At 60.9% G+C, this 14,018-nt stretch carries 13 protein-coding genes and 3 pseudogenes; 4 read left to right on the forward strand and 12 right to left on the reverse strand.

Annotated features, from left to right (window positions below; genetic code table 11):
* Positions 1-28: 28 nt before the first annotated feature.
* The 6 genes from OKW39_RS41600 to OKW39_RS41625 form a co-directional block, all read right to left on the reverse strand.
* Positions 29-814 (reverse strand): SRPBCC domain-containing protein, encoded by a 786-nt coding sequence (locus OKW39_RS41600; protein WP_429565315.1) that lies wholly within the window; start codon positions 812-814, stop codon positions 29-31.
* Positions 811-1,131, reverse strand: a complete 321-nt coding sequence (locus tag OKW39_RS41605; protein WP_429565316.1) for an ArsR/SmtB family transcription factor — start codon at positions 1,129-1,131, stop codon at positions 811-813. The genes OKW39_RS41600 and OKW39_RS41605 overlap by 4 nt, the downstream gene beginning before the upstream one ends.
* A gap of 484 nt (positions 1,132-1,615) precedes the next feature.
* Positions 1,616-1,843 carry a hypothetical protein gene (locus OKW39_RS41610; protein WP_429565507.1) on the reverse strand — a complete coding sequence of 76 codons (228 nt, stop codon included), beginning with the start codon at positions 1,841-1,843 and terminating at the stop codon, positions 1,616-1,618.
* A 36-nt stretch (positions 1,844-1,879) separates the two neighbouring features.
* Complete coding sequence (locus OKW39_RS41615; protein ID WP_429565317.1) at positions 1,880-2,080, reverse strand: hypothetical protein; 201 nt, start codon at positions 2,078-2,080, stop codon at positions 1,880-1,882.
* A gap of 360 nt (positions 2,081-2,440) precedes the next feature.
* The gene (locus tag OKW39_RS41620) at positions 2,441-2,710 is read right to left on the reverse strand and encodes a DUF1488 family protein (protein WP_429565318.1); all 270 of its coding nucleotides are present in this window, start codon (positions 2,708-2,710) and stop codon (positions 2,441-2,443) included.
* 1,414 nt (positions 2,711-4,124) lie between these two features.
* The gene (locus OKW39_RS41625) at positions 4,125-4,673 is read right to left on the reverse strand and encodes a lecithin retinol acyltransferase family protein (protein WP_429565319.1); all 549 of its coding nucleotides are present in this window, start codon (positions 4,671-4,673) and stop codon (positions 4,125-4,127) included.
* Positions 4,674-5,409: 736 nt separating this feature from the next.
* Between OKW39_RS41625 and OKW39_RS41630 the strand changes: the two are divergent.
* Together OKW39_RS41630 and OKW39_RS41635 are read left to right on the forward strand one after the other, a co-directional pair.
* Positions 5,410-5,604: pseudogene (locus OKW39_RS41630) on the forward strand (IS5/IS1182 family transposase); the annotation flags it as partial.
* Between the two features lie 85 nt (positions 5,605-5,689).
* Complete coding sequence (locus tag OKW39_RS41635; RefSeq protein ID WP_429565320.1) at positions 5,690-6,295, forward strand: transposase; 606 nt, start codon at positions 5,690-5,692, stop codon at positions 6,293-6,295.
* 57 nt (positions 6,296-6,352) lie between these two features.
* Here OKW39_RS41635 and OKW39_RS41640 read toward each other — a convergent pair.
* Together OKW39_RS41640 and OKW39_RS41645 are read right to left on the reverse strand one after the other, a co-directional pair.
* Positions 6,353-6,790: pseudogene (locus OKW39_RS41640) on the reverse strand (ATP-binding protein); the annotation flags it as partial.
* A complete protein-coding gene (locus OKW39_RS41645; RefSeq protein ID WP_429565321.1) occupies positions 6,777-7,319 on the reverse strand; it encodes a Mu transposase domain-containing protein in 543 nt (180 codons plus the stop codon). The pseudogene OKW39_RS41640 and the gene OKW39_RS41645, both read right to left, overlap by 14 nt.
* Between OKW39_RS41645 and OKW39_RS41650 the strand changes: the two are divergent.
* Positions 7,309-7,632 (forward strand): annotated as a pseudogene (locus tag OKW39_RS41650) (phage integrase N-terminal SAM-like domain-containing protein); the annotation flags it as partial. The gene OKW39_RS41645 and the pseudogene OKW39_RS41650 sit on opposite strands and share 11 nt — an antisense overlap.
* 209 nt (positions 7,633-7,841) lie before the next feature.
* Here the strand turns inward: OKW39_RS41650 and OKW39_RS41655 are convergent.
* Positions 7,842-8,174, reverse strand: a complete 333-nt coding sequence (locus OKW39_RS41655; RefSeq protein ID WP_429565322.1) for a helix-turn-helix transcriptional regulator — start codon at positions 8,172-8,174, stop codon at positions 7,842-7,844.
* A gap of 1,045 nt (positions 8,175-9,219) precedes the next feature.
* Between OKW39_RS41655 and lon the strand changes: the two genes are divergently transcribed.
* The gene (gene lon / locus OKW39_RS41660) at positions 9,220-11,637 is read left to right on the forward strand and encodes an endopeptidase La (protein ID WP_429565323.1); all 2,418 of its coding nucleotides are present in this window, start codon (positions 9,220-9,222) and stop codon (positions 11,635-11,637) included.
* Between the two features lie 47 nt (positions 11,638-11,684).
* Here lon and OKW39_RS41665 read toward each other — a convergent pair whose 3' ends face one another.
* The 3 genes from OKW39_RS41665 to OKW39_RS41675 all read right to left on the reverse strand — a co-directional run bounded on the left by OKW39_RS41665 (position 11,685) and on the right by OKW39_RS41675 (position 13,971).
* Positions 11,685-12,095: a hypothetical protein gene (locus OKW39_RS41665; protein ID WP_429565324.1), complete on the reverse strand. Its 411-nt coding sequence runs from the start codon at positions 12,093-12,095 to the stop codon at positions 11,685-11,687.
* A gap of 63 nt (positions 12,096-12,158) precedes the next feature.
* Complete coding sequence (locus tag OKW39_RS41670; protein WP_429565325.1) at positions 12,159-12,575, reverse strand: transposase; 417 nt, start codon at positions 12,573-12,575, stop codon at positions 12,159-12,161.
* 121 nt (positions 12,576-12,696) lie between these two features.
* A complete protein-coding gene (locus tag OKW39_RS41675; RefSeq protein WP_429565326.1) occupies positions 12,697-13,971 on the reverse strand; it encodes an MFS transporter in 1,275 nt (424 codons plus the stop codon).
* Between the last annotated feature and the right edge of the window lie 47 nt (positions 13,972-14,018).

The raw sequence follows: 14,018 nt of genomic DNA on the forward strand, positions 1-14,018 counted from the left end.
CCTCGTGGTACGGTTCCCACACTGAACGCTAGTCGCGATATACGGCCCTCAGCATCGGCAGAACTTCATAACGAAAGCCCCGTCCGGAAAGAATCGCCGGGTCGGCATCGCACAGCGCGTGCATTTGCGCCTCGCCCGATGCCCGGAATATGCCTACACCCCAAGCACCGGCAGGGTCGGCAACCGGGCCGAACACGACGGCCACACCCTTGTGCAGGAGTCCCGTCAAATACTCGGCGTGATGTTTCATGACTTCCGCCTCGTCCGCGTCCATGTCGTGCGCAAAGGTTGCCCGCGGCGGTAACAAGCGACATAAAAAGTGCTGCTGCGCCGGCGCTGGAGGCGTCACGTGGCCGGCAAGCCAACCCAGTACGCGCTCCCAACCTGCGCCATGACCACCGCACGATTCGGGGTGCCCTGAAAATCCCTTGTGCCACAGCGTCAGGCGTGTGCCGCCTTCGATCGGATCCAATCGGATGGTGACGGTTGTCGTCGTATTCCTTTCATCCCAATCGGGCCGCCACGTCTGGACCAGTTTTCGCGCCGGGATGACTTCAAGGAACTCGCCTCCTACACTGAAAGGCTTCCCGTCAACGCCTACGCCATTGGCGCGCCATCGCCCGCCTGGGCGCACTTCGCCGGTCCACTCGGTGGTGCGATAGGTATCGGACGATCCCCACCAGCGTAGAACTTCGTCTCCCGTGGTCAACGCCTCGAATATCCGCTCCGCCGGCGCTTCAATCTCGACAGTTGCCACGATAATGCCTTCCGTCAGGTCCGCCACCGCACGGGCCTTGTTTGCCATGTGGTTCATGTTTCCTCCACGTGTCGTTTCAGGTTGGTGAGACTGATGTGCCAGAATGCCCGGTAGCCTTCGATCCACCCAAGCACCTGTTGCAAGGGCATAGGTTCCAGTTCATACAGTCGCTCCCGGCCTACGCGTGCTCCGGAAACCAGTCGTGCCTGCCGCAGGACGCGCAGGTGCTTGGAAATTGCCGGACGGCTCTGATCGAACTCATTGGCCAGAGCGTTCACCGCTGTCGGTCCAGCACGAAGGCGGTCGAGGATCGCTCGACGCGTGGGATCGGCAATGGCACGAAAAACGTCGGAATGGGCTGCTGACCGATGCATATCCGTATCCTAAAGGTTACACGTATGTGAAGTTTTGTCTGCTGCAGCGGTCTCGTTCTTGGCTTTATTCGTAACCATTTGGTTACCAGTGTAGAAGCACAAACTACACTCGTCAATCGGCCGCACGTATATCGGCATGGGACTCGAGGAAGGGGGCTGCGACCGACAGCCTGGTCCAGACGGTCCGCTTCCAGTGTGCGCAGTCATCCGGTTCTGGTCAGAGGTGTTCCCGGAGCGTTTCCGGAAGCGAACTTCCGCGGCACGGTTGGGTCCGCCTCGGCCAGCGATCCACAACCGTTGGGAATGGCCAGAACACAGCGGTTTAGTGCGGACGTCGTCAGTGACTGTCCGGTGTGCGGCGAAACAGCGGACGCTCGCGGAGCCGAGGCGGATGGCTGGAGTGGGTCGGTACCGGGCATTCGCTGACAGGTCGCGGGATTCCGAAGATAGCGAATGACATGCTCAGACCGCTAGCGATGGCGGATCATCTCCAGGCGAGGTTCCCGCAGGAGTTCGCCTGACGCAACATGACGCGGCTCTGGCGCCAAGCATCGATTGACGGCAGGCGGAAGCGCGGCAATGACGCGCGTCCTGCGCCCGAGATGTCAGCGGTGATCTCGCCATCGACCGTCAGTCGGTAATCGATAGACAAGTCTTCGCCGGGCCCGATTGCGGTGATTGCATGGATCACTACGCGATCGCCCTTCTCGATGCCTCCGCAGTTGTGTGTACACGCGTGGTTTCGGAATCAGGCACTGTTGCCACCGAGACTGCCGTCGATGAAGCATCCGTCGGAGAGGGCAATTCCGAAAGTGTGTCCGACTTCTGACCGGTGACGGGCAGCGGCATGTCGCCAGGTGGCGCCTTCACCCTTGTGTTCGACGAGCCGCTCGCCTGCGGCGATGGGCGGCGGCGCAAACAGGCTCTGCCGTGCACAGACGAACGTCATGCCGTGATGCGTTGCAGTCCCATTGTGTCGGTTTCCTTCCGTTAGGCCTGTCGGCCTCTTCATTAACCCTGGCGGCGCGAAGCATAAAGCTGCGGTCGCCCGCCTTAAATGAGCGATGGTGTAGCGCGCAACTAACGGTCAGCTGCGGCTGGGCACTTTGCCGGCTTCGCCATATCCCGGACAGCAGACGATGCCGCGCGGCTCGGCCCGGGATTGACAGTATGGACGGCACAAATGGCCCGACCCGAAGCGGATCGGCTCAGCCGTTTCATCCCGCATGGACGCCGTCAACGCTGCCCGACCCATTGGTTCATGCCCGCAGCAGGCCGCACCTGAGTCGGGAGGCGTCATTTCGAGCCGTCAGGGGCGCGCGAAATCATCCAGCGTCAGTTCCAGACGCGCGGCTGGATGGGCGAGCAGCTTTCGTTCGGCGATTGCCCGGATGCGCCTGTATCCGGTCTGGAAAGTCTTGAGGATGCGGGCGTCGCTCGCCCGTGGTTCAAGCCAGAAATACGCTTCCAGGGCTGCGATCGTGACGACGCATTCGACGGTGCTGTTCTGACGCACGAGGGCAAACGACACACCGTGGCGATTCGCCAGAAGCTGTGGTTCAAATTCAAGTGTTGCCATTGCAGGGGGAATGCGTTGCAGGGTGTCGCGATGATTTTTGCACAGGTAAGGCAATCCGGGAGTCGCCCCACGCCCAGTCCGTGGAGTCGTCAATGCGCCATCTGTCGCGGTAAGCGATAGCGGCTGATAACAAATGCTAACGGGCCGCTGTTTGCTTGTTTGCCTTGCCATAAAAAAACCCGCCGGATTGGTGGGCGGGCTGAATCCACATCGGAGGAGGCACGGATATGTATGAACCGCTAAAAGCGGAGCCCTGATGCGGCGTGTTTCTCTGAACGACCGCGGGGGCGTCCGAAAGCTGAAGCAAGCCCGCGTCCTTCGCGTGTTTCCGACGAACCTAAGCGTGTCCGAGACAACGCGGGCGTGCCACCCTCAAAACGCGCCCGACTGCTCAACCAGCCTTTCCACCAGTCGCTCGACATGAGGGGGTGGACGCAATACCGTACCAGTGGTTGGAACGAGCATTTTGCGTGTTTGCAGGGCGCGGACGTCAGGATCGCTTGCGGGCAGCTGACCCGGTGACTGTGCGGCAATCAGAGAGTTTTGCGAGCTCGTGCAAACTGAACATTGGTTACCTGAAAGTGGTTTCGTTAGCGTAATGCAAGATGGAGCGGCGTCGACGTGTCGAAATGTGCGCAATACTGCACGACCGTAAAAATAGCAGGGAGCAGTGTCAGTTTCAGGTCGTGGCTCAGCGGTGTCTGGCACGCCGCCCTCACAGGTGGCATGCTCGGCGCATGTGGACCGAACAGTTTCCGTTACCAGCTAAGACAATGCTGTGCCGGCTTGCTCAACATTGTGAACGTACCGTCGCGAATCATGTAATTCAAGTCGTAACTGAATGTTAGCGGACCTCGTTGCCCGGACCCTCACCACCCGCTCCTGTCTGTTCACCAGCCGCCGCTGTGCTGCTGCTCGAGGAAAGAATAATGTTCGGCCGGCCGCTGCGGGGATAAGCCATGCTAAATCATCGCGCCAAAGAGCGCCACAGCGGGAGTGAACCAGCCGCACTCCAGAAAGACGACGGATTTCGCCAAACTGGCCAGTCTCGATAGCGACCATCCGGTCTCGGCGTTGTCCCGGTGGATAACCGTCTGGCCGCTTAAATTGCCCACGGAGGACGCCATAGCGGTGCCGTTTCAGTGCTTCCTTCCGAAGCATGCCTCCGCGGCTTCAGCCGGCGACAGGCCGGCGTAAAAGTAACCCCGAAGACGCTTTATCGTCGTGGCGTCGGGATGATACGGTGGGCGCATAAAATTCGCTGCGATGACTTGGTCGAACCAGGCGTGCGTCCATGCGACTAAGTCTCGAGCGCTCTCGGGCGTGAGCGGTTGCAACCCATCAAACATTTTGAGCTCCGTTCACTTGCGGACTTGCCAGGCGTTAGATCTGGCTCAAAGATCGCCCAATCGCGCTACACACGAAGGAAACGCTCATCGCCGGACGTTGCCGCGTGCACCATCCCGTGCAAGCGCGTGCGGATAAAGACCTTCGCCAGGCAGTTCAGCGCCTGCCATGCGAGACGCGGATGCACGAAGCAGGCTTGCACCTGTTCACTGCACGCCCGGCCATACAGGCACCACGAGCAGAAGTGCTCGCAATTGTTCGTCAGCAACCTGTAGCGGTTCTCGCCCAACCTCGAACGCGCACGCCGCACGGCCTCCGGGCCGACGTATAGCGCGAACGGGTTCGCCTTGACGGCAACTTCGTGGCCCGCGGCGAAACGCTCGACGGTCAGTTCCTCGACCGGGCCGCAATGCGACGAGCGGCAGAGGCCCGCGTAGTGCACGACCTTTCCATGGCCGACATAGATGCCGTGATGGCTATAGCCGGTGCGACGAGTGACGAGTTCAGCGCCGAGCGGCCATTCGTCGTCAGCCGGGACAGACCGCGACGACGTTTGCACGGCGTCAGCGCACAGGACCGCCTGGTCCGAGCTTGCGCATTGCAGTAGAGTGGTCATGACTGGCTCCGTTGGCATTCGTTGGGCGCCGGATGGAAGCACGCACCAACTACCGTTAACGTCGCGGAGGAAAGGATTGCAAGCGCGATCCCTCGACGCACACGGATGAGCGTGATGAGCTTGCCGTCCTTATCCGGATTTGCTTGATCAACTGCTATTGGATGCGAATGGGGCTCAGCTCCACTGTTCTTCGATAGATGTTCCTGTTCAGCCACGGGACGAAGGTGTACTCGTCGTACGCGTTGCTACCGATAAAAATCCAGTTATGCAGAACGTTGAACATGGCCGCCTCTCAAACAGAGTCGCACCGCCCATGGAATCAAGATAGGCGGACGACCCAAAGAAAACCATTCTACGAACGGTTGCCGCAGTCCTCCGTGAGCATAGGGCTCTCATACGTGTGTATGCATCGAGGAGTCCAGGGAGCATTGAACGCGGCTATCAGCTCCGACCGGGTCGAACCGGCCAAACTGTTGCGCCTGATCGTCCTGGAAGCCGATGGAACCATTGTCACCGTGTTTTACGGCCTCGGCCGGGGGTAACGACTGTGCAATGCAAGAGATCGAACCCTCGTGGATGCTTGGCCGTCGTGCGTGAACACTGGTTATTTCGCGTCCCGTCGGCTACGCCGTGAGGAATTCGAACTGATTTTGCCGGGTCGGCCGGTGGAATTTCACCACCAGCCGCCCACAGAACCGTACGTAGTCGCCCCTGAACAATTCGTTTCTCGCGTCGGCGGCGTCGCGAACATCTGGTGAAGGCCGCAGCGCGGCACGGACTGAAGCTCAGGCAGAACTACAATCGGGAAGCAACACGGCTTGCATTGCAGATTGGCCGCTACGCGCACGTGAAGCAGTTCAAACGAATGAGAAAGGCACTGCGCACGCTGCGCTCCCGGGTTAGTCGCGTCATGCGTGACGTGGAACGACAGGCCGTAAGCGATCCATTTTCGGCGTCTAGCCGCTGGGGACAGGAGCGAAGAGCATAGGTGTCCACCTATTCGGAGGTGGACACCTATGGCTGACAAAGATCCAGAGTTAAGAGTAGTTCGACGCAGCAGCGACGGTCGCCGTCGTTACGACGATAAAGGCAAGCGTGCGCTCGTTGAGGAAGCGCTGCGTTCTGGCGTGTCGGTTGCCCGCCTGGCGCAGGAGCACGGGATCAACGCCAACCTGCTACGCAAGTGGATCACGAAGTACCTGCTGGAGCGCGAGAAAGGCATCTCGCCGGCATCGCAGGATGATGCTACCGGCGAACAGGAACGTCCGCATGCCCCGGAGGAAATCGTACTGGAGGGCGCGCTCGCGGTGATTGATGGCGCGCCCATTGACATTCCAGGTTCGCGCAAACGCTCCCCACCTGTCGCCTCGCCCACGGCATTCGTGCCTGTCGTTGCAGCACCACCAGCACTGCCAATCGCACCGCCGTCGCCGTCGCCATCGCCGTCGCCATCGCCATCGCCATCGCCATCGCCGTCACCATCGCCATCGCTGACGCTCGCACTGCATGTGCGACTGTCCAACGGCGTCGAGTTTGATCTCGGCGAGGCGAGCATCGACGAACTGACCGCCGTGGTCCAGATGCTGGGGAGGATGCCGTGTTCCGGTTCGACGAAGGCCTGAAGGTCTACCTGCATCGGGTGTGGCGCGACAATCTGGATGAGAGACCTCTCATCTTGTTTGACGCGCGGCAGTTGAATCGCTATCGAGTGCCGCGAGTTCGCCCAACATGTTTCCCGCGGTAGTGAACAGTACCGTGTGCCCATGCACGAGCGCCTGATGCGCGACGTTCCTGGCCAACGTCGATTTGCCCACGCCGTTCGGGCCGATGAGCACGACGTTGGCTGCGTCCTTCAGGAACCCCAGCGTCATCAGCTCTTCGATGGCGCCGCGATCACACCGCGACGGCCAACTCCATTCGAAGTCGCACAACGCCTTGAAGCCACCCAGATGCGCTTCCTTGATGCGCCGCTCGAGTGATCGGCGCGCCCGTTCGTCTTCCTCCCACTGCACCAGCGGCGCGACCCGCGGCTCATGCGCAACTTCGGGCCAGTGGGCAAGCAGCCCGTGCAAACGCAATTCCTGCGCGCGCGTACGCAATGATTCAAGCGAGCTCATCGGAGCCTCCGGCAAGTTGGTCGTAGGTATCGAGCCGGTGGGGTTGAACCGGCGTGTCCTTCTGGCGTACGTGTGGCGGCAGGCATACGGCCAGCGGCGGGGGTAATTGACGCGCTTCGCGACGGCGCTCCAGCGCCAGGCGCACGGCATTCGGGTGCGGCACACCGCTTTCGAGCGCATCGCCGATCGCGGCCTGCAATTGCGCGGCACCGTAGCGTTCAAGCAGGCGCAGCAACGACGCCGTGATGGTGCCCAGGTTCGCATTGCGTTCGGCCGCGCGGCGCAGCAGATCCTGACTGGCGGGTGCAGCCTTGGCCAGGCGGTCCATGCCGCGATGATGACGGGCCTCGCGTTTGACGCCGACCAGTGTCTCGATGTGAACGGGCTCTTCGATTTGCGCGCCGCGATCGAAACTGCGAACGTGGTGCGCAATGATCTCGGCGCCATCGAGCACGCGTACCTGTTCGAGATCGGCGCGTACCGTGAGCGTGCGCCGCACGTGCGTGTGTGGAATCGAGTACCTGCACATCGTGCGTGAGTTCGCTCGGTTTCTCGGGCGCTCACCTCACACGGCCCCCGTCGAGGACCTGCGCCGCTACCAGCTGTATCGGGTCGACCACGGCACATCGGCCGTATCGCTGAACCACGCGATCACCGGCCTGAAGTTCTTCTTCACAGTCACGCTCGACCGGCCCGAGCTGATGGTCAGGACGCAACCGGTGCGCGTGCCCCGCATATTGCCCGTCGTGCTCAGTCCCGATGAAGTGCGGCGACTGATCGAGGCGGCCGGCACCGCTGAACACCCTGGCCTATCAATCGCCATAGCCGTGAAGCTCCGAGCGCATCGGAGCACTCCGCGGTTTCCTCCATCGGGTTTATTCGACGCCTGCCAACACGCGCCGAGGCATGCACATTCCTGCGGCCGATGGCAGGCATCGAATAAACCTTAACGGTTCCTGCCGATTGACGCCTCGGCTATACCCCGCACAACGTGACTTCGAAAGTCGCAGCCGGATTGCCGCTCAGTCGCAGCCGAGTAGCGACCACGTGTTCAACGTTCTTGCGCGCGTTTATCTGGAAGATCCCACGGGCCATACCCGTGCAAGTCCCGCGGCGCCACATCAAAGGCGCGACGGAATGCACGCGTAAAGCTCGACGCACTATTGAAATCAAGCCCCGCGGCGATGTCCCCCACTTCAAGATGCGGAAAGCGGACCAGTTCATCCGCCGCCTTTCGCAGCCTGCGACTGGCGATATAAGCGGCCAGGCCGCCTTCATGCTCGAATAGGCGGTACACGCTGGCGCGCGAAAAATGGAGCGACGCCAACACGCTGTCAGGCGACAAATCCGGGTCGTGCAGCTTGGCCTGGACGTAGCGTCGCACTTGTCCGTACGCAGCTGCCCGCACCGCAGCGTGGGCGTTGCCGGAAAGGCCCGCTTGTCGGCTGAAAGCCGCGGCCAGCGGGCCGACTGCGCTAAGAACGGGCTGATGTGCCTCGTCTTTGCTCAGGCCGACGATTTATCGATTGAGCGCCACTAGATGTGCTATCAGCATGGGCGTCACGGGGGTTGTGGCTTGGACCTGGCGGCCATGCAGGGCTGCGGCGTCGGGGAACGCCCTTTTCGACCAGGGCGCGTGGCACAAAGAGCAACAGTATCCGGCCATGAAAACTCCGGATAGTACATGGCTGATCCATGTCCAGCGCGAGGATGGTTGGGACGGACGGTACCTGCGGTGCGTCGAGCCGTTGCTTGCCGCCCAGGAATTGTCCAGGCGGACCTTCCAGGTACACGGTGAAGCTAACGTCGCGAATGTTTTCCGTCGATACGCGCCCCAGCGACCGCACGGCCAGGTTGGGGCTGAACACTCGCTTCCGGGGCCACTCGAAGCATACTCACGTATGAATGCGGCAACCGTTCGTAGAATTGCTTTCTTTCAGTCGTCAGCCTACCTTGATGCCATGGGCGGTAGATTCATTTGAGTGGCAGCCATGTTAAGAGTTCTACATAACTCGATTTATATCGGTAGCAGTGCGTAAGACGAGTACACGCTCGTTCCCTGGCTGAATAAGAACGTGTATCGCCGGACTGTTGACCTTAGCCGCATCTATATCCAGTCAGGGCCACGATGAGCACGAACGCAAGAGATTTGGTCGAGCTTCGCCGAGATGATCCGACGTCGGCAGAACTGCGGAAGATGGACGCGAACATCATCATCGCCGTCGGAGATCAACGCGGGGGCTGCTGACATGAACGCGCTCGAACAATGGCGCTCCCGACCAATGCAGGTCCGTGTGCTTCGCCAAAATGACCGGCGAATGAGCGGATTTGCAGCCTGCTAACGGTCCACAAGCGCTCGGACGTTCGCGAGGCGGACTGAGCACCAAACTGCACTTGGCGGTAGATGCGCCACTCATACGGAAATGAAAATGTCAGGAACCCAGCACCTTCGTTCCGAGCGCACGACGCTCCCCCTGCTGCCGTTGCGGGATGTTGTGGTTTTCCCGCATATGGTCATCCCGCTGTTCGTGGGCCGGCCGAAGTCGATCAAGGCGCTCGAGGTGGCGATGGAGGGCAGCAAGCAGATCATGCTTGTCGCACAAAAGACGGCGGCGCAAGACGAGCCGACCGAAAAGGACATGTATGACGTGGGATGTATCGCTAACATCCTGCAGATGCTGAAGCTGCCCGACGGCACGGTGAAAGTGCTCGTCGAGGGGCTGCAGCGCGCCAAGGCGTTGTCGATCGAAGAGCAGGGAACGCAGTTTTCGTGCAAAGTCATGCCGCTCGAGCCCGACCACGCGGACAGTGCCGAAACCGAGGCGCTGCGCCGTGCGATCGTTTCGCAGTTCGATCAGTGCGTGAAGCTGAACAAGAAGATCCCGCCGGAGATTCTGACGTCGTTGGCGGGCATCGATGAAGCGGGCCGGCTCGCCGATACGATTGCCGCGCACCTGCCGCTCAAGCTCGACCAGAAACAGCACATCCTCGAAATGTTCCCGGTCGTCGAACGTATCGAGCATCTGCTCGCGCAGCTCGAAGCGGAGATCGACATCCTGCAGGTCGAGAAGCGCATCCGCGGGCGCGTGAAGGATCAGATGGAAAAGAGCCAGCGCGAGTACTACCTGAACGAGCAGGTCAAGGCGATCCAGAAGGAGCTTGGCGAAGGCGAGGAAGGCGCGGATCTCGAGGAGCTCGAAAAGCGGATCGAAGCCGCGCGCATGCCGAAGGAAGCCAAGAAGAAGGCCGATGCCGAGCTGAAGAAGCTCAAACTGATGTCGCCGATGTCGGCCGAAGCGCCCGTCGTGCGCAACTACATCGACACATTGATCGGCTTGCCGTGGCGCAAAAAGAGCAAGGTCAACAACGATCTCTCGAACGCAGAGCGCGTGCTCGATGAAGACCACTTCGGGCTCGAGAAGGTGAAGGAGCGCATTCTCGAGTACCTCGCGGTGCAGCAACGTGTCGACAAGGTGAAGGCGCCGATTCTGTGCCTCGTCGGGCCTCCGGGCGTCGGCAAGACGTCGCTCGGCCAATCGATTGGACGCGCAACCAATCGCAAGTTCGTGCGCATGGCGCTCGGCGGCGTGCGTGACGAAGCCGAGATCCGTGGTCACCGCCGCACCTATATCGGCTCGATGCCGGGCAAGATTCTGCAGAGCCTGACGAAAGTCGGCGTGCGCAATCCGCTTTTCCTGCTCGACGAAGTCGACAAGATGGGGATGGATTTCGGCGGCGATCCCTCTTCGGCATTGCTTGAGGTACTCGACCCGGAGCAGAACCACACGTTCGCCGATCACTACGTCGAGGTCGACTTCGACCTGTCGGACGTGATGTTCGTCGCCACGTCGAACTCGCTGAACATTCCGCCGCCGTTGCTCGACCGGATGGAAGTGATCCGTCTGTCGGGCTACACCGAAGACGAGAAGGTCAGCATCGCCCAGCGTTACCTGGTGCCGAAGCAGAAGAAGAACAGCGGCCTGAAGGAGGGCGAGATCGAGGTCGCCGAAGTGGCGATCCGCGACATCATTCGCTACTACACGCGCGAAGCAGGCGTGCGTTCGCTCGAGCGGGAAGTGTCGAAGATCTGCCGCAAAGTCGTGAAGATGCTGCTGCTGAAGAAGGCCAAAGGTGCAGTCAAGGTCGACAGCGGCAGCCTCGGCACGTTCCTCGGCGTGCGCAAGTACGACTTCGGTCTCGCGGCCAAGCAGAACCAGATCGGACAGGTCACGGGTCTTGCCTGGACGGAGGTCGGTGGCGATCTGCTAACGATCGAAGCGGCAGTGATGCCGGGCAAGGGCAACGTCATCCGCACGGGGTCACTCGGCGATGTGATGAAGGAATCCGTGGATGCGGCGCGCTCGGTGGTGCGCTCACGTTCGCGGCGCCTCGGCATCAAGGACGAGGCGTTCGAGAAGCAGGACATCCATATTCACGTGCCTGAAGGGGCAACGCCGAAGGATGGTCCTTCGGCCGGTATCGCAATGACCACGGCGCTGGTATCGGTGCTGACGGGCATTCCCGTACGCGCCGATGTGGCGATGACGGGCGAGATCACGTTGCGCGGCGAAGTCCTGCCGATCGGCGGGCTCAAGGAGAAGCTGCTCGCGGCTCACCGCGGCGGCATCAAGCTCGTGCTGATCCCGGAAGAGAACGTCAAGGACTTGACCGAGATCCCCGATAACGTCAAGAACGCCATCGAGATCGTTCCGGTGCGCTGGATCGACAAGGTGCTCGAGTGCGTGCTCGAGCGTGTGCCCGAGCCACTGCCGGAGGAAGAGCCGGAGGCGGCGCCCGTTGCCGAGCAAGCCACCGACAAGGCGGCGACCGGAGTCGTCAAGCACTGACTTGGCGCGCGAATACGTCGGCGCAAAAGCCCGCGGGACTGAGCCTGTCAGAATTTTAGTGTGTCGAGGTCATGAGACGATACATTCGGGTGCTGAAACTGGGAAACGGCTGCTCGCGCAGCCGGGGATGTGGATTGCTCGCTTGACGCGGGCCCGCTAATGGGTGTCTCCCACGGGAACACGCGCTCGATCGTACGAAACCGCTCCTTAAAAATGGTCCGATCGAACAGCGGCTTGCGACCTCGCTTCGTACGTTTCCTGCCGCGCGGGTTCGGATTGATGTTGGGCACCATCGCGCGGTTGAATATCGCCTTGCGGTTGGCGCGACAATCGTAGACGCCGTCCAGGCTGACCACGCTGTCACGCAGGTCCAGGTTTGCTTCACGGGCAATCTGTATCACCCGCGGCAGCGCGTCACGCAGCAGTGGCGATTCGTTGCGATTGCCTGGTGCTGGCACCCTGGTGCTGGCACGAACGGCGCAATCACATTGCAGTTCCGGTCGCAGAAGGCAACGACCTTGTCATCCTTCATGTTCCTGTGGCCGCTGAAGCCAATGTTGTCGCCGCCTTTTTTTCGCCGCCGTCGTGGTACCGTCGCCATGGATGATGCTGGTGTCCAGCAACTGGTCGTGGCTAAGCCGCACGACCGACGCGAGGAAGACAGCGTCAAAACATTCGCATGCCTGCCAGCGGCGAAAGGCCCGATAGATGCTTGTGTAGTGGATCTCCGGCCTGCCGTGCCGATCCATTGCAATCGGCAGCGCCTTCCATTGGCAACCCAGGTAAAGCAGTTTCAGGATGTAGTTGAAGATCGCGTGCGCGGTCAGTTTGGATGCCGGTCCGCGGCTTTCTGCCGTGAGGTGCGGCAAGACAAATTGTTCGAACTGCCCGAGGCTCAATTCCGTTGGAATCCGTTGCCGTTGCTGGCTTTGCGCCATTATCGACCGCCAAAGATCGGGAATTCTAGCGGATCCGGCAGAAATCGGCGAAAGTCATACCCACAAACGACTTCAGGCAAATTCAGCAGCCTTGAGAAACCCGCGACCAGTTGCGACACAATCACGCCAGATCGCGTCCGCCGGTTTCTTCGAGCATCATCACGGCACCGAGCGAAATGACAACGCACGCGATCATGTACCATGCCGGCGCCATCGTATTGCCCGTCACCTTGATGAGCCACGCGACGACGAGTTGCGCCGTGCCGCCGAACACCGACACCGCCACGGCATACGCGCTTGCCAGATAGCCTGCGCGCACATGCTTCGGAAAGTTTTCCGGCATGAGCGCATATGCAGGCGCCGAACCCATCGTGTAGAAGAACATCAAAAGGACGATCAGGCCGATGACGACCGGCAGCGTCGGAAACTGGTTCATCAGCCAGAACGCGGGATACAGCAGCGCGATCAGCACCACGCGTCCGAACACGGTCAGCGGTTTTCTACGGCCCATGCGATCCGACAGTGCGCCCCAGATCGGGCACATGATCAGCGAGACACATGCGGCGCCGATCGAGACCAGCATCGACAGCTTGGGCGGCATCTTCAGATACTGAATCGAATAGGTCGGGATGTAGTACATCAGAACGTAGGTCGCGACCGTCATGCCCATGATCGCAAAGACGGTCAAAAACCATTTGCGCACGAGGGTCGGTTCGAAGCGCGAGCGCTCTGTTTTGATGGGCTCGTCGTCCACGATATGCCGGCGCAGATACACGCCCACGGGCATGATCAGCGTGCCGGCCAGAAACGGAACGCGCCATCCCCAATCGAGCAGTTGCGGACCAGTCAATTGATAGGTGAGCAACGCAGCCATGCCCGAGCCGAGCAGGGCGGCCGCACCCTGGCTTGCCAGTTGCCAGCTTGCGCGAAAGCCACGCCCTTTTGCGGAGCCGGTTTCCAGCAGCGTCGCGGTGGCCGCGCCAAACTCTCCGCCTTGCGCAAAACCCTGCACGAGGCGCGCTATCACGATCAACGCGGGCGCGGCGATGCCGATCGTCTCGTAGGTCGGCGCGAGACCGATCGCTGCGGAGCCGACGGCCATCAGGAAGATCGTCAGCGTGAGCGCGGCCCGGCGCCCGTGCTTGTCCGCGTAATGGCCGAGCATGAAGCCACCGACGGGCCTGGCCACGAAGCCGATCGCGAACGCCGACAATGCCGGCAGTGTCGACACGATGGGATCTTGCGACGGAAAGAAAAGCTTTGCGATGGTCAGCGCGAAAAAGCTGTAGACCGTGAAATCGAAGAATTCAAGCAGATTGCCGATGACGGCCGCCACGACAATGCGGGTCTGCGAAACCGCGGTCGTGCTGGACGACGTAAGAGGCTGGGTTGACATGGTTTAGGTCCTCGCCGTAGGCGTATTTATGATGATTCCGTCTGCGC

The sequence above is a fragment of the Paraburkholderia sp. MM6662-R1 genome (assembly GCF_050436245.1).
Lineage (GTDB): Bacteria > Pseudomonadota > Gammaproteobacteria > Burkholderiales > Burkholderiaceae > Paraburkholderia > Paraburkholderia tuberum.